The organism is Prosthecobacter sp. (assembly GCF_044222345.1).
Taxonomy (GTDB): Bacteria; Verrucomicrobiota; Verrucomicrobiia; order Verrucomicrobiales; family Verrucomicrobiaceae; genus Prosthecobacter.
The window spans coordinates 153,573-174,769 of record NZ_JBGANL010000003.1; the positions used below are offsets into that span (position 1 = coordinate 153,573).

A 21,197-nucleotide genomic window follows, 5' to 3' on the forward strand; every position below is an offset into this window, starting at 1 on the left:
AGCCCGCTCACGGACAGAATTTTGTCAGGCATGCGCTACAAATTTTGCCTTGTGGTAAAGAATGGCTCTGTTGTAATCAAAAGGAATATGCACCACAAAACGGTTTTTCTGGGAATGCTGTTCCTGACGCACGGCGCGATGGTCACTGCTGCCGATGCGGATCTTGAACGCTTGAAGCAATCGTACCAGGAAGCCACCAGCCGCGCCCTGGCACCGCTCAATGCCACGTATGAAAAGGAGTTGCTGAAGCTTTTGGAGCAGCGCACCAAGGCTGGTCAGCTTGCGGAAGCCATCGAGGTGAAGGAGGAGATCGAGCGTATCACCGGCAGGGCCATCAAGGACACCTCGGGTACGCCTGCGCAGCCTGGCAGGCCGCCTCTGGAAAAGCTCTTTGTCGGCAAATCATGGCGCACGTCCCTCGGCACCGTGTTTGAGTTCAAAAAGGACGGATCAGGCTCCCGGCAGCTGGGCTCTGACAAAAAAGCCATCGTCTCTGGAAGGTGGCCGGACCTGATTTGGTGGAGGCCAGCGGTCAGAAGAACGACTCCGGTGTTGTCGAGACCTGGTTTTTCAAATTCCTCGACAAAGATGAAGGTTACATCGGAGGCAGCAGGGATAAAATCGATGGCAAGCTCAAGCGCGATTAGCCCTGCTCCCGGACAGAGCCTCAAGCCCGACGCTGGAGGCTGAATCGTAGGACGAGTGTGGCGACAGCCCTCCCGTCTGTGAGCGTGTCGCGAGCTCTGTGGCGTAGGGGCGTTCTCGCAGTCGAGCGGTTCGGCGCAAAGTTCTACGCGTGGTTGAGGTGGCGATATTCGCCAAACACCCGGCCTATATTCCCAAAAAACAAAAACGCCTGAGCGTTTTCACACTCAGGCGTTTTGCAATTCAATGAACTCAGCTCAAACTCAGTTCGAGCGGCCCAGGTAGGTGCCGTCTTCGGTCTTCACGCTGATCTTGTCGCCAGGGCCGATGAAGAGGGGGACCTGCACGCGCATGCCGGACTCCGTGGTGGCTTCCTTGTACACGTTGTTGGCGGAGTCGCCCTTCACACCGGCAGGGCTGTCGGTGATGGTCATGATGATGTTCGCAGGAAGTTCGATGCCGGCGACGACGTCATCCGCGAAGACGACGAGGTACTTCTGGCCTTCGATGAGGTAGCCGCGGGTCTTGGCGTCCAGCTTGTCTTCACCGATGAGCACGTCTTCAAACGTTTCAGGGTGGATGAAGTGGTAGCCGTCGCCGTCCTTGTAGCTGAATTCGTGGTTGTCTTTGACGAGGTTCACGGACTCGAGCGACTCATTGGAAGTCATGCGCAGGTTGTACATCTTGCCGATGGTGATGCTGCGGACGGACATCTGCACGAACGAGGCCATGCGCGGTGGCGTCTTGAGTTCGGTGTCGGTGACGACGCAAACGTCGTTGTTGTAACGGACGGCGTGTCCCTTGCGGAGATTGATAACTGGGGTGGCTGGCATAAGAGCGTGTTTCCTTGGCGAGTTTGGCGTGCTTTGCAAGCGCCGGTTCGAGGCCCATGGCACGCCGGACGGGCGGGGAAGGGGGATTCTGGCGGGTCTACGCTCTCCGCTGAGGCGGCGAGAGCGAGTGTAAACCGTGCTTTCTGGGATGACCAATCGCAAAACTCGCCACGATGGCAGGCCAAAGCGCTTGTGGAGCGCGGACTTTAGTCCGCAGAAGGTTGCGGACTCGTGGCAGGTGGAGCTGGGTCTTGAGTTCCGCAAACACGGTGGCGCTGGGAAGTGTTGGCGGAGGCGAAAGGACGGCGGCGCTGGATGTGGAGGTGCGCAGGGTTGGACAAGAGGTCTGCGCGGAGCGGTGTGCTGCGGACTGAAGTCCGCGCTCCTAGGCGCTGGGATGTGCCGAGGGCGCTGGGGGGGGGCAGGACGTTGCGTGAGCGTGAGGGATCAAGATGATCCCTCTTCTGCAAGACACACGGCCTTAGCTCAGCGCCAGCGCGCCGCCTTCGCAGAGCTCCTTCTTGCCAAAGGTCTGCAGGTTGTGCCCCATGCCCTGGGCCACGGACATCCAGAGACGGTTGTGGGCGGCTTTGTCAAACTTCAGGCTGCGGCCCATTTTGAACCCGCAGCCGCCGCCGATCATGATGTAAGGGATGTTGTCGAGCGTGTGGCTGTTGCCCTTGCCGAGTTCATTGGTCCAGACGAGCAGGGTGTTGTCCAGCATGCTGCCGCCGCCGGTGGCTTCGGGTGTTTCCCGCAGCCGCTTGGCCAGGTAGGCAAACTCACCGGCAAACCACGTGTTGATCTTCATCAGCTTTTCGTAGCTGTCCTTCTTGTCATCCGGATCGTGCGAGAGCGAGTGGTGGCCCTCCTGGATGCCGAGCCAGCGCATCTGCGCCATGCCCACGCTGCGCATGTACTGCAGCGTGCCGATGCGCGCCATGTCATTGGCCAGGGAGTTGACCAGCAGGTCGATCTGGATGCGGCTGATTTGAGGGGTGTTGTCGTTCACCAGCTCGATGCTGGGGTCCACCTGCGGCACGGGGTGGATCAGCTTGCCCTGCTTGTCGGCATCGGCCAGATCCTGCTCCATGCTGCGCACCAGCGTCATGTGCTGGTCCAGCAGCGCCTTGTCGCGTGCGCTTAGCTTGGAGGACACCTTTTTCAAAGTCCAGGGGTCCGCGCGCTCCGGCACGGCCACGCCAAACTCCAGCGAGCCAAAGCGCGTCTTCGTTTCCGCGCGGCTTTGCAGGAAGTTTTTCAGCTCCTGGTCGATGGAGATATTGCTGGCCCAGCCTGCGGGATTGCCACCGCCGCCCATGATGTTGCCTTTGAGCAGTTCGTCGCAGGTGAGCAGGCAGCTCATGCCGCGCATGTGGCTGTCGCCATCGCCCTTCACCTTGTTGGCGATGCCGTGCAGCACGAGCATCTGCTTTTTGAAGGGCTCCAGCGGCTTGAGGATGGATTTGAAGCTGAAATCCGCCCCCTCCTGGTCCGGCCAGAACTCATTCGGCAGCGTGCCATTTGGCGAGAACATGATGATGAGCCTCTGCTTGCGCTGCGGCGTTGGCGCACCGGTCAGGCTGGGCAGCCCGGCAAGGAACGGCAGCGCACTGGCGGAGATGCCGAGATCGCGGAGGAATTGGCGGCGATAGAGGTTTTTCATTCTGGAAGCAAAAGGGGGGGTATGAAAGCTACGCCACGCAGGCGCGCATCTTGCGCCCACCTGATGGCGGCACGGTGGCGAAACTCAAGCGGAATGCGGGTGGCGAGCGCAGACAGCCAAAGGGGAAACGCCTGCGCTTCAGGCACGGCTGCATCACTCCTCCTCTGTCAACGGGCCCGGGCCGAGCATGGAGAGAAAGGCTGGCAGAGAGTCGGCAATCTTGAGCGTGCATTCATCCACAGCCCCTGTGTGGGCAGGATCGACGCGGCAGTCGTAGTCCCAGAAATGAATGCCTCCGTCTGGGGACATCAGCAGATAGTTGCCATCGCCATCGTTTGCAAAAGGCACGAATTTTGGAGGAAAGGCAGGTTCGAGGATGTCCAGCGTTTCCCCCATCTCTACCAAGGACATCATATACTCCACTCCTACGCTGCAGGGCAGGCCATCCATGTTCTCCATGGGCAGGAAGTAATTGTCTCTGTCCAGCATCGCGCCGCTATGTTGCGCCAGCCATGCCCTGAGTGCTGGAGGCAATGAGGCTTCCCAGTTCTTCCGCCGAAGCCTGGCTGCCGGAGTCGAGAAACTTCAATTCGGGAAATGGCAAGCTCATGAACCAATATGTGTGATGACACCCGGCTCGGGAACTTATTTCCAGCAGCGAACACCTACCTTTACCCCGCCCCTCACCCGACCTCTCCCCGAAGGAATCGTGGAGCACTGATGCGGTGGGCGGGGAGAGGGGATTCGCTTTCTGACGATTTCACAATGACTGGGAATCCCCGCGCAGTTCAAACCTCCTACTTCAGCTCCTTGAGCTGGATATGCCGGTACTCCATCACGCCGCGGTCACCTTCGAGACCGATGGGGCCTGTCGGGGGCATGGGCATCACGGCGGGGAGGACTTCGCCGTTGCAGGTGCAGACCGTGACGCCGTCTTTCACGGTCACTTCGATCTGGTTCCACTCCTGCGGCTTGTAGGCCTTCAGGTCGGTGAAGGGACCGGCGACGAGGTAGTCGCGGCACTGGAGCTGCGGCTTGCGCACAAAGATGCCGCTGTCCGCATTCACCCCGGCGCGGAATTCGAGCTTGAGCACGAAGTTCGTCGGAAACTCCGCCACGGTGTAGATCTGCCCCGTGAGCTTGTCCATCTCGGTGGGGAAGTTCACGGTGAAGATGCCGTCCTTCACGAAGTACTGGCCCGCATCCTTCGCCTCGGTCTTGCCGTCGTGCTTTGCGGTGATGGCGCCGGGATTCGGATCGTCCTTCTTGGTCTTTTCGCGGAAGCACCAGCCGGTGAGGTCCTTGCCATTGAAGAGGGAGGTGAAGCCCGCCTCCGGCTGCCAGTCCTCCGCATGCAGGGTGGAGAGCGAGAGTGCGGCGAGGAGCAGGGCGGCGGTGCGTTTCATGGTTGGGAGGGAGGATGGAATGAGAGAGCAGATAAACGCAGCTTTTTCCCCGGCCCTGCCGAAAAAAGCAAAACAAAACGAGTTAGAGAAAGGGGGGCGGAGGGGGATCATCTTGATCCCCACACGAAACGCGGGTTTGCGGATGCCTCCGGAAGGGAGCGCGGACTTCAGTCCGCAGCACTCTGCTGACACGCGGGGTTCTTATCCCACGCCACACCCGCTCCAAACCGAAGATCTTTGCTCATTCGTGCCAAGCGTACAGGTGCTTTCGCAGCGCCAAACCCAGCTCCACCCGGCTGTGTGCAGACGAACTGCTGCGGACTGAAGTCCGCGCTCCGGGGGCGCTGCGGCGGCTTCAACTTGATGCCCACACGAGACCCGGGTTTGCAGAGATGCGTAGTCTCTGGTCTATGCGTGAGCGTTGAGGGATCAGGATGATCCCTCTCCTCCCATCACTTCGGCACCACCGTAAAGCCTTCCTTGCTGTCCTTGATCAGCCAGCCGGCGGCTTCGAGTTCTTTTCTCAGCGTGTCTGCGGCGGCCCAATCCTTCGCCTGCTTGGCGTCCCAGCGCTGCTGCGCCTTGGCCTGAATGTCGGCGGGCACATCGGCCACGGCGTCTTCGGCCACGGGGGGCAGCACGATGCCCATCGCGCTGAGCATAAAGTGCAGGCCGTTGCGCGCCGCTGCCGCTTCCTCCGCAGACAGCGCGGCGGGCTTGAGCTTGTTGAGCACGCCAAAGATGCCGCCCATGGCTCCGGGGACGTTGAGGTCATTGAGCAGCGTGGTCCAGGCGTCTTCGAAAGGACCTGCCGATTTCGCCTCGGGCAGGGCAGGGGAGAGGGCGGCCAGTGCCTTGTCCGCCTTCGCCAGTTTTTGCAGCGCCTGGCGTGCGGAGTCCAGGCTGTGCATGGTGAAATTCAGCGGCGCGCGGTAGTGTCCGGAGATCAACACGTAGCGCACCTCCGCAGGCGTGTAGCCACGCGCGGCCAGATCCGCCAGCGTGTAGAGATTACCGATGCTCTTGCTCATCTTGCCGCCGTCCACCATCAGGTGGGCCACGTGCATCCAGTGATGCGCGAAGTGCCCGTGCGTGCTGCAGCAGCTCTGGGCGATCTCATTTTCGTGATGCGGGAAGATCAAATCCACGCCGCCGCTGTGCAGATCGAAATCCTCGCCGAGGTATTCCAGAATCATGGCGCTGCATTCCAGGTGCCAGCCGGGGCGGCCTTCGCCCCAGGGGCTGGGCCAGAAGTTCTCGCCGTCCTCCGGCTTGCGCGCCTTCCAGAGGGCAAAGTCGGTGAGGGAATCCTTCGTGTACTCGTCGCTGTCGGTGGCGCTGGCGGCCTCGCTGGCACCCAGGCGCAGCTCGCGATCTTCCAGGTGGCTGAGTCTGCCGTAGTCTTTGAAGGAGGACACGCGGAAGTACACGCTGCCATCGGCGGCGGCGTAGGCATGCCCGCCGGAGACGAGCTTCTCGATCATCGCCACCTGCTGCGGGATGTGCGCCACGGCGCTGGGCTCAATGTGCGGGGGCAGGAGGTTCAGCGCGGCGCAGTCGGCGTGAAACTTCTGCGTCCAACCCTGAGTGAAGTCGATGAGCGTCTGCCCCGCCTTTTGGGAGTCGCGAATCGTTTTGTCGTCCACATCCGTGATATTGCGCACGTGCAGGGTGGGCGTGCCGGAGGCCTCCACCACGCGGCGCATCACATCCTGCGCCACGAAGGTGCGGAAGTTGCCGATGTGCGCCGGACCGTAGACCGTGGGACCGCAGCAGTAAAAGCGCAGCGTCTTGCCATCCAGCGGCGTGGTTTCGCGATCAGTGCGGGTCAGGGTGTCGTGGATCTTCAGGGCGGGCATGGGGGCGGGGAAAATGAATGGTGAATGCGGAATGTCGAGCGCGGGAATCTGGATGCTGGATTGGCGGTGTTTTACAAGCGAAGTCGAATTCGGTACCTTGAGAGCGTCCCATGATCTAGGATCTAGCATCCAGTATCGAGCTTGACCCCGCCCCGGCATGGGGTATTCTAAGTCCTCTCCAAAACGGGGGCGTACTGGTTTCGACGGGTCGTCTTAGTTCGGAGCTGCATGCCGAGGATGATTCGTTGGCCTCGTTAAACACCGGATCAAAAACACAAATGCAAACTCTAACGAGCTAGCACTCGCAGCTTAAGCACTGCGACATCCTTCAGGCAATGTCTGGTAGCCTGAACGATGCCACTACCAGGCTGGTTTGTTGGCCGGGCGACCGGGTCACAAACGAGATCAAACAGGACGCTGGGTGAAGAGTAGGCTGTCTCAAGCCGCCTCCCACCGAGACCAAAGATGAGACTGAGCATGGAGACGCTACGGGCAACGGTGATTCGGACAGGGGTTCAACTCCCCTCGCCTCCACTTTCTTGAAGTCCAAGAGAGTGCATCGGTTTCAAGGGGGCTTCCCTGAACTTTGGCCAGCACGTCTGGCGAAATCGGATTTGGAAACGATCGGCCTGATCTCTCACGCTCCCGCCGCGCCCAGCGCACTCGCTCCATCCACACCCGCAGGACAAGAGGATACCCTCCGCCAATCATGGCGATCTGCCAAAAAAATGAGAGGCCGTCCTTTTTCGCCATGAAGTTCTAAGCATGCTATAAACTTTCCCCATGCGTGCCCCTCGACGCGAGATCCAGAACACCCACCCTGCGGAAGCACCCGCGGCGTTCGCTTCCTCGTCTGCGCGTGCGCCTGCATCTGCGCGTGCGCCTGCATCTGCGCGTGCGCCTGCATCTGCGCGTGCGCCTGCATCTGCGCGCCCTATTCTTACCGAGGGCGAACTGAAGAAGCTCATTGCGGGAAAAGGCAAAGCAGACACCACTCAGGCGGCAGCGGTCCTCGGGCGGATCAGCATCGTCATGGCCGACTACCTCGAAGGCGGCAAGACCATCGGCATCGTTTTGAATCCCGTGGAAATTCTCTCCGCGATTGCGGCTGCCATCCAGGAGGCGGAGGGCCAGCCCAGTCCCTGGCCAGACGGCGCGGACACCCGCACCTTCTTCATCCACGGCCTCTACGACGAGATCATCCAGCAGCCGAGCAACATCTTCGAAACCAAGGTCTTCCCCGATGGCACGGAGCGCTACATCCCCCTCGACAAAGCCACCTGGAAAGCCTGCCTGCAGCGCCTGCATGAGCAGATCATCGCCAGCGGCACGAAGATCGGGGGGCGGAAGAAACGCGGGGGATAAGTGGAGGCGCAATGAGCGGCCACCCGCATGCTCTGCATGAGCATGGCTACAGCGCGCCATCCGCCATTCACCTCTGACATCGTGGCCTGACGGGCCGCCGGACTCAGTCTTGGGCAACGCCGCGCAGGGACTGATGAGACTTGTCGCTGCGCTGCTGCGTCTCTGAACTAGGACTCAAACCAACGAGTGATCTTGGCTTTGCCGGGAAAATTCAAAAGCTTGGGGTCAAACTTCGGAAAGACTCGCGCGGTGCAGTCACCGCTACTGCCGCCGACCACGACCACGACGTGGGTCCACTTGGGATCTTGCTCCTGTATCACATGACGGTAGTAGTATTTCTTTCCTGCCTTCGCCGTGGTCGGTCCCTCAACTACGACCACAAAGCTCGTGGCCTTTGGGTTTTCACGCTTCATGCGTTCCAGCTTTTTGGCGGACTCCTCATCGATCTTGGTTCGGTCCATCTCCGGGGTCTCACCCGTTTGGTGGACCAGATTGTTGTTGGCATCGAAAAAGTAAATCATGCCCATAATGTTCTTCATCGGCATGCTCTCCGTGAGCGTCACGCTGAATTCGATGGTTGGTTTCGACGGGGCAAACACTCCGTTGATGCGCCTCGTCTCAGGCAAAGTCCTGCCCTTGGAGATCGGGCCCACTTGAATCTTTGGCTTTGGCTCTGCTGCCCACGCCGAAGGGACGGCCCACATGCCCAGCGCCAGCAAGATAACGATCATTCTCATCTGGCTATTATGGGGATCTCCCAGATCCACGCAAGGATTAAACTCCCTGCCTGCTGTCACGTTTCCTAATGATTCGCTGTTACTTCGTGGCCACACCCCACAGCATGGCATGGCCACAGCGCAGCGCCTACAAATGACAGAACCGCCGCCGCCATCCGCAACGATAGCTGTGACGAGATACGCCGCACTGAACCTCCTGCCTCAATCCGGGCCGCAACGCCTCCAGCGGCAGCCCTTCACCCCCATCCGATGTCTCAAGCCAAAGTCCTTTCCTCCCACCGCAGGCTCCGCATGGCGCTCATCGTCACGGCGGTTCTCGGGGTGGTCTTGTTCGGCGCTTACCACTGGCTGGTCAGCACTGCGCAGTCCACCCTGCGGCAGCGTTTGACGGAGCGGGGGCTGAACCTCACCAGCAGCAGCGAGTCATGGTCCCTCTTCGGCGGGATCACCCTGAACAACGCGGCGCTGCGCGGCCTGCCGGACAATGAGCCTTTGATCGAAATCAGCGCCCTGCATGTGGACATCCTGTGGCGCGAGGTGTGGCAGACGCGCAAAGCTGTCACGCGCTGGCACATCACGGACGGCACCCTCACCCTGCATGATGTGGACGGGCCGGTGAAGTTTGAGCACGTGACCACGGATCTCTCCGTGCATAATGACAAGATCGAGATCGCGCAGCTCGACACCCGCAATGGATCGGTGTCCATCGCCGTGACCGGGGAGATCCTCACTGCCAAAGCCAGCCCCGACAAACCGCGCCAGACGGAGGCCATCAAGCTGCGGCTGAAACCCGTGCGCGCCGTGATGAACATGCTGGGCTTCAAGCCCGGCGGCGGCACCTTCGCCATCACCGGCGGCTTCACAGTCGATCTCCGCCCCGACGCTGCGCAGTGGACCGCCACCCTGCACGGCAGCGGCCCCAAGCTGGAGCTGCACGGCGTGCCCATGAAGAAGGCGGAGGAGGATGCCCGGATCTCCCAATCAGACTTAAAGCTCTCCTCCCAGATCGCCTTCGAGAAAGGCACTGCCGCCGTGGACGCCACCCTCGCAGGCTGGCAGGACCAGCCGCTGCTGCTCTCCGGCACGCTCATCGACACCGCCGGGCGCAAAGACACCTTCAAAGGCCAGCGCGTGGGCAAGACCGAGCGCTGACCATCTCCCGCCTCAGCGGCGATGCCAATCTGCTGGAGCTCGCGCTCAACATCCCCGTGCTCGCAGCAGGCCTGCCGAAGGACGTGAAGGTCCCCGCCTTTCCAGACATCATCGCCGAGGATTTTGTTTTCAAATCCGGGGCCCATCCGCCGTAGTGGACGCTGGGCTCCATGCGCATCCGCAGCGCCGCAGACCTCGTGGTCACCGTGCGCGAGCATCCGCTGGTCATTGAGCACCTTCAGGGCGGAGTCTCGTACGATCACCGCGCCTGGCATTTCCATGATTTGAAGGGGCGCATGCTCGGCGGCAGCTTCGCGCTCACCGCCATCTACGATGGCAAAAAACTCAGCGATGCCGATGTCGCGCTGCAGTCCCTGCACCTGGACACCCTCTCGCCCTGGGTGGGAAAGCTCAACGCCAAGCTGGAGAATGCGCAGATGACGCTCACCTGTCGCGGCGTCATTGGCGATGACCCCAGCAACTCCACCGGCAACGGCACGCTGGATCTCATCGATGCGCCCATCGTCCACGTCCCCCTGCTGGATCAGGCTTATCAGATCTTCCCCAAAATCCTCCATCACGAGCGCCTGCATGGCACCGAGGAGGTGCGCGCCCGGTTCATCATGACGAAGGGCGTCGCCATGGTGGAGTCCATGAAGGTGCTCGGGCAGTCCATCGTCGTCACCGCCCGTGGCACCGTGAATCTGAACAAGCGCACCGTGGAAGGCCATGGCCGCGCCAACGTGCGCGGCGTTGTCGGGGTCATCATCGCGCCCATCAGCGTCGCCTTCATGGAGATGCAGGTGCAGGGCCCGTTTGACGACATCAAGGTGGCCCCGCTCGGCTTGATCGGAGTCGCAAAAAGCGTCCTCAAAAATGCCGCCAAACTCAGCTGCCTCGTCCTCCGCCAAGGCGTCTCCGTGCCCTTCGAAGCCCTCGGCATGTTCCGTCGGCAGAACACCCGGGAGGGCACGGGGCGGGTTTATCGTCCCATGAAGTAGTTTCGACGCAGGGATTTGCGGATGTTCGTGAAATGGGGGGGGAGCCATTCGTTCGTCTTCTCTTTGAGGTATCCGGCATCAGGATTGTTTGTTCCTGCGGCCTTCATTCGTGCGACGATGTAGCGGGTATACAAGTGGTCAAAGATGCGCATGAATTCACCAAAGTAGATGTCTGCGACCCGTTCATTCCCACGAATGACCAGCATGTTCTCGTCATTGGTCGCCTGAGAAGGTTTGCTAAAATTGGCAGAACCGGTCACGACGATGGGATCCTCTCCGAGAGGGTCCACGAGGATGAACTTGTCGTGAATGTAACGGTTTTTGTTAAAACCAGTCAGCGGCTCTCCAAGGAAATTCACCATGTCGCCTTTTTCCAGCTTTTCTCCTGAGGCGATCACATTGTTTTCCGCCGCGTCAATCTGGGCCACAATGCCTTCGTCGAGCGTCTTGTCGAAAACGGCGTAGCGAAGCGTCTCATCTTTGCTCTCCAGGATCTCTTCGAAGATCTCGTCCAGATTGAAGGCAAAGGTCATGCACATCATCCGTTTGGCCGAGCGCATCACATCTGCATACCAGTGCAGGGTAGGCACCTCCTCTTTGTCATCGCGCGGACTGAAGAGCGTCAGCATGCGTCCGGCAGGCGGCGCAGACTCTGGCGCAGGAGTGGCCTCTGCTTTGAGGTTTGCGGCTACCAGCCGGCCGCGCGTCACATCAGGCTCAGCTAGCCGTTGCCAGTATTCGAGGTAGAGTCTGGCGATGTCGTCATCCCATACAATATGCCCGACATTCGAATGTCCGAAAATACCTCCAGCGGAGATGTTGGTGGAGCCTGTCCAAACCGCCACGGGCTTGTCCTTGTGGATCAGCACAATGAACTTGTTGTGCCGGATGCCGGCCCTTGATTTCTGCGGCTTGCAGATGCCTTTGATCCTCGCCTCGGCGATCATCGCCTCATTCTCCTCAAGATAGCTCTGAGCTTCATAGCGAATCGCCACGTCCGCCCCTTGCTTTTTGGCCGCTGCGAACGCCTGCCCCACCGGCAGATAGCGGAACTCATAAAGCATGGCCCTGAGCTTGTAGTCGGCAGCATCCTCGCCTGCGGCGATTTTGATGAAACCGGTGAGCGCTTCAAAAAGACCGCGCGAAAGCCATTTCATTTGTTCGGATTTTGGGTCGTTTTCGTCGGGCTTGTTTTTCCCGAACTTGCGGGCGTATGCCTGGGAGCCGGCGACTCCACGGTTGAAATAGACGTCATGCCGGGCATTTCCTTGTCCTCCTCTAGGCCCCTCTTCCGCCTCTGTGTTGATTTCGACCGTGGTTGCCGAGGCTTCGTCTAGCTCCAGCAGCTTGGGCACGCCATACGCAGGGATGACCCGGTAGCGGTAGGTCGTTGCCGGTTTCGCAGTATAGTCGCCCCACTGGAACGACTGGATGGGGTGCTCGGAGGTAGGCATGGGCGAAGCTGCAGGCGCACCTTCGTCCTTAAACTTGAAGCGTTTGATCCCCCGTAGGAAATAGCGCTCGATCACCTCACCTTTGGCGATTTCAGAGCGCTCAATGGCAAAGCCCAGCAGTCTGTTTTTTTTGGCATCTTGGCCTTCGACAAAGTCCCACGCCAAAGTTACGACATGCAGCCCGCCAATGGCTCGGACCGCCAGAACAGGGCCTTCGATCAAATTTCGCATAATGGTCTCCTATGTTAGGTGTAAGGCTTACAATTATGTCAAAGAAGATGAAAAATAGTGAGTGTCAATTGGTGGATGTTCATAATAAGTTAAATTAAATGACTAATTATGGATTTAGTGACCACTGGCTATTCTTCTGTGCCGCGAGCGTTAGCACCTCCCTGAAGCTGCTTGATGTGGTATAAAGAAGCATGAAATTTTTAGATGGAATTTGATTTTTAATAACAGGGCTGATGACTTGTGTCCTCCTTCGGATGGCCGGTGTGAAAAACGCGGCAGGGCCGCCCTGCCTGCCGGACCGCATCGGCTACATCTACCCTCAGGGCATCAAGATCTGCCACCATCACCGATAAGCCTTTATAAGGCTTGGTAATACATCCCAGCCTCACCTGGTATGCACATCCACGGACGGCGATGCATTAAAATCTCCCGTTCTTGTGTGGCTCCAGATCCACCAGTCCCTTCAGCAGCTTGCCAAATACCTGTCCAGTTTTGCCATCGGTCAAAATGTACCGCCTCCCCTCCGGCGGCAGTTCATCAGGCGGCTCGTAGCCGGCGCTCAGCCGCTTCCAGTCTTCCAGCCGTGCATCGGACACCACTTCAGGGTCCCCATCACGCTGCAGCAGCCGCTTGCGCACCACCGCCTCGCTGGCATGGGCTTCGATCCATCGCACGTCACAGCCCTCCGCAGCCATGCGTTCCTGCAGCGCAGCGCGGTGCTCGCGTTTGGAAAACGTCGCATCGAGGATCACGCTGCGCCCTTCACGCAGGGTGGCGAGCGCCTGCTCAAACAGCAGCAAATAGGTTTCACTCGTCATGGCGGGCGCATACAGCGCGGCACGCTCCTCCTCGCTGCCGCGATGATTCAATGGCTTGCCCGCCAGTCTCTTGCGCTCACGGTCGGAAGACAGCACCGGCCAGCCTGTCTCCCGCCCCAGAGCTTCGGCCAGCGCCGACTTGCCTGAGGCCACCTTGCCCATAAAGACAAAGACGCATGGCTTGGAGCCGCCCAGCGCGTACTGCAGCGCGAGCCGAAAATAGCGCCGCGCCAGTTGCAGGCTCGATTCCTTCTCACCTTCCTCCACGGTCTCAGCATGGGCATGCAGGCTCTCCACCTTGCCACGCACACAGGCACGGTAGCACTTGTAAAAGTCCATCAGCGGTTTCATTCCGTGGTCATCCAGCAAGAGCGCGAATCGCTCTGCAATGTGGCGCGCCAGATCGGGGCGGCCATTGAAATCAAGATCCATGGCGAGAAACGCGATGTCACAGGCCACGTCGATGCAGCGGAGGTCAGTATTGAACTCAATGCAGTCATAGATGCACACTGACTCCGGAGAGAGATGGATGTGCTCAAGATGCAGGTCGCCGTGGCAGTCGCGGATCCAGCCGTCGTGCAGGCGTGAATCGAGCAGGGCGCCATGCCTTGCGAAGAACCCGCGGGTATAATGCACGATCGCATCCAGCGCGCACTGCGAGAGGCTTTGGCCGACGAATGACGCGCAAGTCTTGAAGTTGTCCTCGGTGCACTGCCGCAGACGCTCAGTGGCCGCATTCACCTCGCCCGGCGGCAGCGGTGGCTGCGTGGCGTAAAAGCGCTGGAGCTTTGCCACGATGCGGTCCATTTCACCACTCCCCACTTTCTGAGTCTTCATGAGCTCCGGCAAAAAATAGCGCGGGTCCATCTGCCGCATCTTCACTGCCCACTCGACGATGACTCCAGATCCGCCGAAATGCAGGTTGCCTGCATGCTCGCAGATGGGCTCGATCCCCAGATAAACATCCTCAGCGAGGCGCCGGTTCAGCGCCACCTCACGCAGGCAGTCGGCATGCCGAAGTTCGAGCGTGGAAAAATCGAGAAAGCCCAGGTTCACCGGCTTCTTGATTTTGTAAACGAAGGGCGGCGCGATGAAGACCCATGAAGCATGCGTCTGCACCCGCGTGACCTGCGGCGGGCGGTGCGGGTAGGAACCGGCGTTGGATAGAAAATCCAGCAGACGTTGTGTGGCATCGGAGTTCATGCGGATTCTTGGTTCATGGCGCCAGCACGGCAGCCCCGCTGAGGTCGCCCGCGCGTGGCAGGACCGGTCTTCGTTGGCGGCCTCCGGCGGAAAGCTTTGCCGCCTCATCCGCACAGGAATGCTTGCCGCGAGCAAGTGGAGAATTCATCGCCATTCCCATTCCTGCGGGTGAGATTGGCCATGGAGCAGAGGCGGTGCTCCGTTCCGGAGATCGCCATGCGGCAGGGCCAGGATGTCACCCATGTGAATCCCGCCACAGGTCACCGTCCCTCCTTCGAGGCTCAGCGCATTCATGGCACGCATCCTTCACGCCTCCCCACACGGCGGCTGAGTCATCCGTGAAAAATGCTTGCTGCACCTCAGCGTCCGCCACGTGCGGACTGTGCCTTCGGGCTGGCCTTCAACTGGCGGACGCCACGGTCTTCGCGCAGATCCTTGGATTGTTTGAAGTTGTTGTCATGCTTGCGGGGCCGGCTGGCGGTCTCGCTGTGGTTGGCCCCCAGCTTGCGTGGGAGGGGCTTGGCCTTGGCTTCTGTGGTTGCGGGTGTGGCTGTTGGTTTCGTTTTCATGGCAGTGTGCTTATTCTATCATGGTTACGTATGGGCGGCTGCTCGCGGTTTGGTCATTGCCGGGCGGATCATGCGCTGGCGGTGGGGGCGTCTCCGGCTCATCACTCTTGGGAATGTCCTCAAAGGAACGCCGCACCGTTTCTATGTGCTGCCGGTAGTGCTCGGCATCGCCGTAGTCGAAGAAATGCCGGTAGCGGCTGTGCATGGACTTCATGCGCAGCGCGTGCTTGATCGGGCACCAGTACTGCTCCGTGCGCGCGGCGATCTCCGTGGCGCAGGCCAGCACCCCGTTGGCATAGCCGCAGTACTCGCAGTTGAATTTCTCCGCCCAGTTCAGGTAGGCCAGATGCTTGCGGTCCAGCTTGATGTAGTCGCTGCGCTTCACCTTCGGGATGCCATAGATTGGAAAGCAGATGGCCTGGTACACGATCATGCACACGTCCATCAGGGCGATGGGAATGAAGCAGGCCCAGATCACCGGCGTCGTGAGAATGATCATGAAGCGTGAGTCCCGCACATACGCCGCGAACCGCTTCACCAGCAGCTTGTGCCGCGCGTGCGCCTCCTCTGTAAAGCGGATCCGGCCCTGGCGCACCTCGTAGAAAAATTCCAGCTCCTTCTTTTGCAGCTCGCGCAGGATTTCCGATTCCAGCGCTCGCATCTTGTCGAGCAGGGTGTCGATTTTTTCACTCATGGGTTGAAGGTGTAAATGATCCCCGGAACCTGACGCCTGCAATGGATGATTGCGATCCTTATCATTTCATCGCAGGTTGGCATCCATGGCTCCATGAAGGCTTCTAAGAAATGAAACGTAAGATCAATATCCGCACAGAATTCGCAATGATATGACGTAAAGAGCCCGTTTATCAGCCCGGCACATTGCGTTTACATGCATGACACATTCATCCCGCCCACACCATGAGCACGCTTAAAACCATCCTCGTCGCCATCGATTTTTCCACAGGATCTCGCGCCGCACTTGAGCAGGCGTCACGGATCGCCCGTCTGCAGGGGGCCAGATTGCACGTGCTGCATGTGGTTGACTCCTCATCCGTCGCCACCTTGGCCGCCAGCCGTGAATCCGCCTATGAGAGCCAGGCCGCTTCGGCAACGGAAGGCGCCCGGACTGCGCTCCATGCCTGGCTGGCCCAGTCGGAGGTGCCCGCCGCTGTGGAGGTCACCATTGCCATCGGCACCCCGCTGCATGAAATCCTTGAGCACGTCCGCACTTTGAACGTGGACCTGCTGGTCGCCGGGATCGAAGGTGCCGGCCAGACTCCCGCCGGCGCAGGCTCCGTGTCCTGCAAGCTTGCCCGCAAGTCTCCTTCTCGTGTGCTGCTGGTGCGCTCGACTCACCCGCATGCCTTTCAGAGAGTCGTTGCCTGCATTGACTTCTCAGACACAGCGAAAGAGGTGATGGCGGCCGCTCGCCGCATCGCCATCAAAGACTCGGCCAGCGTGGATTTCCTCCATGTGTGGCAGGAGCCCCTGATCGCCACCCCTTATGGCGCCACCGGAGATGCATTGGTGGGCATCGGCCATCCCACCGTCACATTCACTCCTGCGGAACGCCAGACCCTCATGCAGGGCCTGCGCCGGGAGCTCCATGAATTTGTCAGTGAAGCCGCTCAGGGCATCAATGCCAGTGAGGTGCTTCGAGAATCATTGAATTACGGCAACGGCATCGCCGCCCATGCCGAGGAGGTAAAGGCAGACTTGATCATCGTCGGCGGCATCGGCCGCACCAATCTGCGCTACATGCTCATGGGATCGACGGCAGAACGTTTGCTGACACGGCTGCCTTGCTCGCTGCTCGTCGTCAGGCCCCCCGTTGCCACTTGAGCCGCTTCCTTCCCGTCCTTCACCGCACAAAAACGGAACCAAAAACACCACCTCAGGCTGTGCAGGCCGGCATGCCGCATGTCATCATAAGGCCGTAAGTTCAATTCAACCATCAACCCACCACCGCCATGATTGCTAAATTTGACATCGAATACGTCATCCATCCACAGCACAACCATCGTCTGGACACTCATCGCACGGACGATCCGGTCGAGGCTGAGGACTTTCTCATGAACTTGCTCACCGTCGGCGCACGCATCAGCGCCATCAAGCATGAGGGTGCCGAACTCGAAGCCGGTCAGGCTGATCGCATGCTGCGCGTCGCGGCGGAGCGTCTCGCCTCGCGCCTTCTGGGCAGATCTCTCGATCTGGACTCGGTGCAGGTGAAGCATCGCTTCGGCTTCTCCGCCTGATTCATCGCCACCCTTCCCGCTCCACCCCTATGAAAATCAAGCTGTTCTCCGCCATCACGGCCTTGCTTGGACTGGCCTCCTGCATGCAGGTGAATAAGCCGCAGGCGGTGGACTTTGTGACCGAGGTGAAGCCTCTGCTCGAAACACGCTGCCTGGAGTGCCATCAGCACCAGTATGTCTGCGCGGGGCTGAACCTCGAAACACGGAAGCTCGCCATGAAGGGGGGGCGCAGCGGTGCGGTGATCCTGCCCGGCTCGCCGCATCAAAGCCTCCTCTACAAAGTGCTCCTGCTGGGGCACGAAAGTCCGGTGGCCATGCCGCCGACACCAGAAGGCATGGAGCAGGAAGGCGCGCAGCTGCTGCACGACTGGATCCAACAAGGCGCCACCTGGCCGGAGGGCGTTCGTCTGGTGCCCCCGCAGCACTGGAAGAAAAACCACAGCTGACCCCCATGGCCGCACGCAGGTCCTGTCCCTTGTCCAGGGTTTACCGCCTGCTTGAACCCGGGCCGGTCGTTCTCGTGACGACGGCCCACAAGGACCGCCGCGACATCATGACCCTGTCGTGGCACATGATGCTCGACTTTGAACCCCCGCTGGCGGCCATCGTCATGAGTGACCGCAATCACTCCTTCGACCTGCTCACAGCCAGCAGGGAATGCGTCATCAACATCCCCACCGTGGAGCTGGCGGAAAAGGTCGTCGGCTGCGGCAATACCTCGGGGGCAAAGATCGACAAATTCAAGCGCTTCCACCTCACACCGCTGCCGGCCAGCAAAGTCGGCGCACCGCTCATCGCCGAGTGCCATGCCAGTCTGGAGTGCCGCGTGGTGGACACCCGGATGGTGTCCAAATACTCGCTGTTCGTCCTTGAAGTGGTGCACGCTTGGATCGACCCCGCCGTCAAAAATCCCCGCACCCTCCATCATCGCGGCTGCGGCAGTTTCATGGTGGCCGGAGAAACGCTCAAACTGAAGTCAAAGATGAAGTAGCAGCCAGGACCTGCACCTGCCTATTTTTTCATTGCGCTTTGGCATTGCCCCCCGCCACATTGGTCTGCGAATGACTGATTACTCCGGCATGACCAAGGCTGAGCTCATTGAGAAGCTCAGGCTCCTCGAAACCACCCCTCCGGCGGCGGACCACCTGTCTGGGGATGGCCTCACAGATGACGGGCAGCTCGTGCTGGTGAAAGAGTTGATCGATCTCAAGGCGGCGCTCGACGCCCACTCCATTGTCGCCACCACCGATGCACGCGGGATCATCACCTACGTGAACGACAAATTCTGCGAAATCTCCAAATACAGCCGCAGCGAGCTTCTCGGCCAGGACCACCGCATCATCAATTCCGGCCATCATCCCAAAGATTTTTTCCATGACCTGTGGAGCACCATCGGCCACGGCAAAACGTGGAAGGGGGAAATCCGCAACCGCGCCAAAGACGGCAGCATCTACTGGGTGCATACCACCATCTTTCCGTTTGTGGACGCCAGCGGCAAACCCCAGCAGTACATCGCCATCCGCACAGACATCACCCAGCGCAAGCGCGACGAAGAGAAGCTCGCAGAGCTTGCCCAGTCCCTCGCGGAAAAAAACAAGGAGCTCGAGGCCATCGTCTACGTGGCCTCTCATGATCTGCGCTCTCCCTTGGTAAACATCCAGGGCTTCAGCCGGGAGCTGGCACGCACCTGCGAGGACCTGCAAAAGACCATGGCTGCAGCATCAGGAGCTGCCGTGCCGAAGGCGGACCTGCGGCTGGCCATTGAAGAAGACATCCCGGAGTCCCTGGGGTTCATCCAGGCCGGAGTGTCAAAAATCGACTCCCTGCTCAAAGGCCTGCTGCGCTTCTCACGGCTTGGCCGTGCGGCCCTCACCGTCGAGAGGCTCTCCATGCGCGAAATGATCCAGCAGATCGCCCACGCCATGGAGTTTCAGCTCCAGCAGGCCGGTGCCCGGCTGGACATCGGTGATCTGCCTGACTGCCTTGGTGACGCCATGCAGATCAATCAGGTCTTCTCCAACCTCCTCGACAACGCCATCAAATATCTCGATCCCGCGCGTGCCGGCCTCATCAGCCTCAGCGGCCAGGTCGAGGGCTCTCACGTCACCTACAAGGTCAGGGACAACGGCATCGGCATCGCGCCCGCGCACCAGCAGAAAGCGTTCGAAATTTTTCATCGGCTGAACCCCGCGCACAGCAACGGGGAGGGGCTTGGCCTCACGATCGCCCAGCGCATTCTGGAACGGTTGGATGGCAGGATCTGGGTCGAGTCCAGCCCGGATCAAGGCAGCACCTTTTTTGTCAGCTTGCCAGCTTTGCCCGCCAAGTCTAATCGTTGAGCATGACAGAGGAGGTAGTAATAATCATCGCCGAAGATGACGCCGGCCACGCGCGGCTCATCCAAAAAAATCTGGGCCGCGTGGGCCTTCACAACCCTGTTCAGTTCTTCGAGAACGGCCAGGAAGTGCTCGATTTCCTCTTCCGCCGCGGGCTCGGACCCCATCGCAAGAGTGACACTGCCTACCTGCTGATGCTGGACATCCGCATGCCCAAGGTGGACGGCGTCGAAGCCCTTCGCCAGATCAAGGAAGACCCTTTCCTGCGCAAGCTCCCCGTCATCATGCTCACCACCACGGATGACCCGCGCGAAATCGAGCGCTGCCACCTGTTGGGCTGCAACAGCTACATCGTCAAACCGGTGGACTACGACAAGTTTGTCGAGGCCATCAAGCAGCTCGGACTGTTCGTCTCCCTCGTGCAGGTGCCGGAGATCAACGGCAAGCCCTGATCCCGTCATGTCCGCCGCCCAGCCGCCAATCACGATCCTTGTGGTGGATGACGATCCGGGGCTGACCCGCTTGATCGGCCGCGCACTCCAGCGGGAGGGGTTTCAAACCGCCACAGCCGGCTCAGGGCTGGAAGCCACTCAATGGCTGAAACACCACAGCGCAGACCTGATGCTCCTCGACCTCAAACTGCCGGACATGGAAGGACCGGCGCTGGTTGAGTCGCTGGTGTCCATTGGACTCTCCGTGCCCTTCATCATCATCACTGGTCAGGGCGACGAACGCGTGGCCGTTGACATGATGAAGCGCGGCGCTCTCGACTACCTCGTCAAGGATGTGAACTTCATCGAATTCGTGCCCACCGTGGTCCGCCGTGCGCTCTCACAGTTGGAAAAGGAGCAGCGCCTCGCCGCCGCCGAAGCCGACCGCCAGCGTCTGGAGCAGGAAATCCTCCAGATCAGCGAGCTTGAGCAGCAGCGCATCGGCCGGGATCTCCATGATGATCTCGGCCAGCAGCTCGCAGGCCTCAGCATCATGGCCACCATCCTGGGCCGCAGCCTTGCCGCCCGCGACGCTCCCGAAGCGCCTGAAGCCGCCAGGATCACAGACCTCCTGAAAAAAACCGTCGCCATGACTCGCAGCCTCGCCCGCGGACTCCACCCCGTGGCCGCTGAGCCTGACGGCCTCATGTCTGCCTTGCATGATCTTGCCGCACGCATGACCAGCATGTTCCATATAGACTGCCAGTTCGAATGCCCCCGGGCGGTTCAGATGAATGACAACACCGCCGCCACCCACCTCTACCGCATCGCTCAGGAATCGGTGAGCAATGGCGTCAAGCATGGCCATGCCCGGCACGTACGCATCATCTTGTCCTCTGACGTGGAAACCCTCTCTCTCACCATCAAGGATGACGGCATCGGCATCGGCGCGCCGGATCCGCAGCAGCAGGGCATGGGCCTGCGTATCATGCATTATCGTGCGGGCATGATCGGTGGCCGTCTCGCCATCGAAAAGCAGCCCGGCAGCGGCACCCAGGTCACCTGCAGCCTGCCCAGAGAGTCGGCTTCGGCGGCAGCCTCATAATCACTGGAGAGCCCCTTCAGGCGGTCCGGCAGGTGGTTAAAACAGGCTCTGAAGTTGCCAGCGGCGGCTGAGCCGGACCCTTGGCTTCGTGCCAGGATGTCCGGGTTTCAAATCCAATCGACACGCTGCGC

General features: G+C 60.1%; 21 protein-coding genes and 1 other RNA gene. 12 read left to right on the forward strand and 10 right to left on the reverse strand.

Features of this window, described 5'->3' with window-relative positions; genetic code table 11:
* Positions 1-30 precede the first annotated feature (30 nt).
* Complete coding sequence (locus ACILSL_RS03335) at positions 31-690, forward strand: hypothetical protein (protein WP_395730579.1); 660 nt, start codon at positions 31-33, stop codon at positions 688-690.
* 218 nt (positions 691-908) lie between these two features.
* Here the strand turns inward: ACILSL_RS03335 and ACILSL_RS03340 are convergent, their stop codons facing one another.
* From ACILSL_RS03340 to cysS, 5 genes are all read right to left on the reverse strand, one after another.
* Positions 909-1,478, reverse strand: coding sequence for an elongation factor P (locus ACILSL_RS03340; RefSeq protein ID WP_395730580.1), 570 nt, complete (start codon positions 1,476-1,478; stop codon positions 909-911).
* A gap of 481 nt (positions 1,479-1,959) precedes the next feature.
* The gene (locus ACILSL_RS03345) at positions 1,960-3,144 is read right to left on the reverse strand and encodes a DUF1552 domain-containing protein (RefSeq protein ID WP_395730581.1); all 1,185 of its coding nucleotides are present in this window, start codon (positions 3,142-3,144) and stop codon (positions 1,960-1,962) included.
* A 153-nt stretch (positions 3,145-3,297) separates the two neighbouring features.
* Positions 3,298-3,678 carry an SMI1/KNR4 family protein gene (locus ACILSL_RS03350; protein WP_395730582.1) on the reverse strand — a complete coding sequence of 127 codons (381 nt, stop codon included), beginning with the start codon at positions 3,676-3,678 and terminating at the stop codon, positions 3,298-3,300.
* 263 nt (positions 3,679-3,941) lie between these two features.
* Complete coding sequence (locus tag ACILSL_RS03355; protein WP_395730583.1) at positions 3,942-4,550, reverse strand: DUF1080 domain-containing protein; 609 nt, start codon at positions 4,548-4,550, stop codon at positions 3,942-3,944.
* A 452-nt stretch (positions 4,551-5,002) separates the two neighbouring features.
* Complete coding sequence (gene cysS, locus ACILSL_RS03360; RefSeq protein WP_395730584.1) at positions 5,003-6,409, reverse strand: cysteine--tRNA ligase; 1,407 nt, start codon at positions 6,407-6,409, stop codon at positions 5,003-5,005.
* A gap of 185 nt (positions 6,410-6,594) precedes the next feature.
* On the opposite strand from cysS, the gene ssrA reads away from it, so the two are divergent.
* Both ssrA and ACILSL_RS03370 read left to right on the forward strand, forming a co-directional pair.
* Positions 6,595-6,946, forward strand: a transfer-messenger RNA (tmRNA) gene (ssrA, locus tag ACILSL_RS03365).
* A 246-nt stretch (positions 6,947-7,192) separates the two neighbouring features.
* Positions 7,193-7,774, forward strand: coding sequence for a hypothetical protein (locus tag ACILSL_RS03370; RefSeq protein WP_395730585.1), 582 nt, complete (start codon positions 7,193-7,195; stop codon positions 7,772-7,774).
* Between the two features lie 167 nt (positions 7,775-7,941).
* On the opposite strand, the gene ACILSL_RS03375 is transcribed toward ACILSL_RS03370, so the two are convergent.
* The gene (locus ACILSL_RS03375) at positions 7,942-8,505 is read right to left on the reverse strand and encodes a hypothetical protein (protein ID WP_395730586.1); all 564 of its coding nucleotides are present in this window, start codon (positions 8,503-8,505) and stop codon (positions 7,942-7,944) included.
* 255 nt (positions 8,506-8,760) lie between these two features.
* On the opposite strand from ACILSL_RS03375, the gene ACILSL_RS03380 reads away from it, so the two are divergent.
* A complete protein-coding gene (locus ACILSL_RS03380) occupies positions 8,761-9,663 on the forward strand; it encodes a hypothetical protein (RefSeq protein WP_395730587.1) in 903 nt (300 codons plus the stop codon).
* A gap of 170 nt (positions 9,664-9,833) precedes the next feature.
* Positions 9,834-10,664, forward strand: a complete 831-nt coding sequence (locus ACILSL_RS03385; RefSeq protein ID WP_395730588.1) for an AsmA-like C-terminal region-containing protein — start codon at positions 9,834-9,836, stop codon at positions 10,662-10,664.
* On the opposite strand, the gene ACILSL_RS03390 is transcribed toward ACILSL_RS03385, so the two are convergent.
* The 4 genes from ACILSL_RS03390 to ACILSL_RS03405 all read right to left on the reverse strand — a co-directional run bounded on the left by ACILSL_RS03390 (position 10,646) and on the right by ACILSL_RS03405 (position 15,633).
* A complete protein-coding gene (locus ACILSL_RS03390) occupies positions 10,646-12,349 on the reverse strand; it encodes a phospholipase D-like domain-containing protein (protein ID WP_395730589.1) in 1,704 nt (567 codons plus the stop codon). The two genes, ACILSL_RS03385 and ACILSL_RS03390, sit on opposite strands and share 19 nt — an antisense overlap.
* A 419-nt stretch (positions 12,350-12,768) precedes the next feature.
* Positions 12,769-14,370: an AAA family ATPase gene (locus ACILSL_RS03395; protein WP_395730590.1), complete on the reverse strand. Its 1,602-nt coding sequence runs from the start codon at positions 14,368-14,370 to the stop codon at positions 12,769-12,771.
* A gap of 359 nt (positions 14,371-14,729) precedes the next feature.
* Positions 14,730-14,939, reverse strand: a complete 210-nt coding sequence (locus ACILSL_RS03400; protein WP_395730591.1) for a hypothetical protein — start codon at positions 14,937-14,939, stop codon at positions 14,730-14,732.
* Positions 14,940-14,949: 10 nt separating this feature from the next.
* Positions 14,950-15,633, reverse strand: a complete 684-nt coding sequence (locus tag ACILSL_RS03405) for a hypothetical protein (RefSeq protein ID WP_395730592.1) — start codon at positions 15,631-15,633, stop codon at positions 14,950-14,952.
* A 224-nt stretch (positions 15,634-15,857) separates the two neighbouring features.
* Between ACILSL_RS03405 and ACILSL_RS03410 the strand changes: the two genes are divergently transcribed.
* The 7 genes from ACILSL_RS03410 (at position 15,858) to ACILSL_RS03440 (ending at position 21,066) form a co-directional block, all read left to right on the forward strand.
* Positions 15,858-16,781 (forward strand): universal stress protein, encoded by a 924-nt coding sequence (locus ACILSL_RS03410; protein ID WP_395730593.1) that lies wholly within the window; start codon positions 15,858-15,860, stop codon positions 16,779-16,781.
* Positions 16,782-16,909: 128 nt separating this feature from the next.
* A complete protein-coding gene (locus tag ACILSL_RS03415; RefSeq protein WP_395730594.1) occupies positions 16,910-17,194 on the forward strand; it encodes a hypothetical protein in 285 nt (94 codons plus the stop codon).
* Between the two features lie 29 nt (positions 17,195-17,223).
* Entirely contained in the window at positions 17,224-17,640 is a 417-nt protein-coding gene (locus ACILSL_RS03420) for a c-type cytochrome domain-containing protein (RefSeq protein ID WP_395730595.1), read from the forward strand.
* A gap of 5 nt (positions 17,641-17,645) precedes the next feature.
* Complete coding sequence (locus ACILSL_RS03425; protein ID WP_395730596.1) at positions 17,646-18,185, forward strand: flavin reductase family protein; 540 nt, start codon at positions 17,646-17,648, stop codon at positions 18,183-18,185.
* A gap of 70 nt (positions 18,186-18,255) precedes the next feature.
* Positions 18,256-19,533, forward strand: a complete 1,278-nt coding sequence (locus tag ACILSL_RS03430; protein ID WP_395730597.1) for an ATP-binding protein — start codon at positions 18,256-18,258, stop codon at positions 19,531-19,533.
* Between the two features lie 2 nt (positions 19,534-19,535).
* Positions 19,536-19,982: a response regulator gene (locus ACILSL_RS03435; RefSeq protein ID WP_395730598.1), complete on the forward strand. Its 447-nt coding sequence runs from the start codon at positions 19,536-19,538 to the stop codon at positions 19,980-19,982.
* Positions 19,983-19,989: 7 nt separating this feature from the next.
* Positions 19,990-21,066, forward strand: coding sequence for a response regulator (locus tag ACILSL_RS03440; protein ID WP_395730599.1), 1,077 nt, complete (start codon positions 19,990-19,992; stop codon positions 21,064-21,066).
* The last annotated feature ends 131 nt before the right edge of the window (positions 21,067-21,197 follow it).

What these genes read in the sequence shown, in the direction of transcription:
- ACILSL_RS03335 (WP_395730579.1), top strand. Translation starts at nt 31, where the DNA reads ATGCGCTACAAATTTTGCCTTGTGGTAAAGAATGGCTCTGTTGTAATC.
- ACILSL_RS03340 (WP_395730580.1), bottom strand. Translation starts at nt 1,478, where the DNA reads ATGCCAGCCACCCCAGTTATCAATCTCCGCAAGGGACACGCCGTCCGT.
- ACILSL_RS03345 (WP_395730581.1), bottom strand. Translation starts at nt 3,144, where the DNA reads ATGAAAAACCTCTATCGCCGCCAATTCCTCCGCGATCTCGGCATCTCC.
- ACILSL_RS03355 (WP_395730583.1), bottom strand. Translation starts at nt 4,550, where the DNA reads ATGAAACGCACCGCCGCCCTGCTCCTCGCCGCACTCTCGCTCTCCACC.
- cysS (WP_395730584.1), bottom strand. Translation starts at nt 6,409, where the DNA reads ATGCCCGCCCTGAAGATCCACGACACCCTGACCCGCACTGATCGCGAA.
- ACILSL_RS03370 (WP_395730585.1), top strand. Translation starts at nt 7,193, where the DNA reads ATGCGTGCCCCTCGACGCGAGATCCAGAACACCCACCCTGCGGAAGCA.
- ACILSL_RS03375 (WP_395730586.1), bottom strand. Translation starts at nt 8,505, where the DNA reads ATGATCGTTATCTTGCTGGCGCTGGGCATGTGGGCCGTCCCTTCGGCG.
- ACILSL_RS03380 (WP_395730587.1), top strand. Translation starts at nt 8,761, where the DNA reads ATGTCTCAAGCCAAAGTCCTTTCCTCCCACCGCAGGCTCCGCATGGCG.
- ACILSL_RS03385 (WP_395730588.1), top strand. Translation starts at nt 9,834, where the DNA reads ATGCGCATCCGCAGCGCCGCAGACCTCGTGGTCACCGTGCGCGAGCAT.
- ACILSL_RS03390 (WP_395730589.1), bottom strand. Translation starts at nt 12,349, where the DNA reads ATGCGAAATTTGATCGAAGGCCCTGTTCTGGCGGTCCGAGCCATTGGC.
- ACILSL_RS03395 (WP_395730590.1), bottom strand. Translation starts at nt 14,370, where the DNA reads ATGAACTCCGATGCCACACAACGTCTGCTGGATTTTCTATCCAACGCC.
- ACILSL_RS03400 (WP_395730591.1), bottom strand. Translation starts at nt 14,939, where the DNA reads ATGAAAACGAAACCAACAGCCACACCCGCAACCACAGAAGCCAAGGCC.
- ACILSL_RS03405 (WP_395730592.1), bottom strand. Translation starts at nt 15,633, where the DNA reads ATGAGTGAAAAAATCGACACCCTGCTCGACAAGATGCGAGCGCTGGAA.
- ACILSL_RS03410 (WP_395730593.1), top strand. Translation starts at nt 15,858, where the DNA reads ATGAGCACGCTTAAAACCATCCTCGTCGCCATCGATTTTTCCACAGGA.
- ACILSL_RS03415 (WP_395730594.1), top strand. Translation starts at nt 16,910, where the DNA reads ATGATTGCTAAATTTGACATCGAATACGTCATCCATCCACAGCACAAC.
- ACILSL_RS03420 (WP_395730595.1), top strand. Translation starts at nt 17,224, where the DNA reads ATGAAAATCAAGCTGTTCTCCGCCATCACGGCCTTGCTTGGACTGGCC.
- ACILSL_RS03425 (WP_395730596.1), top strand. Translation starts at nt 17,646, where the DNA reads ATGGCCGCACGCAGGTCCTGTCCCTTGTCCAGGGTTTACCGCCTGCTT.
- ACILSL_RS03430 (WP_395730597.1), top strand. Translation starts at nt 18,256, where the DNA reads ATGACTGATTACTCCGGCATGACCAAGGCTGAGCTCATTGAGAAGCTC.
- ACILSL_RS03435 (WP_395730598.1), top strand. Translation starts at nt 19,536, where the DNA reads ATGACAGAGGAGGTAGTAATAATCATCGCCGAAGATGACGCCGGCCAC.
- ACILSL_RS03440 (WP_395730599.1), top strand. Translation starts at nt 19,990, where the DNA reads ATGTCCGCCGCCCAGCCGCCAATCACGATCCTTGTGGTGGATGACGAT.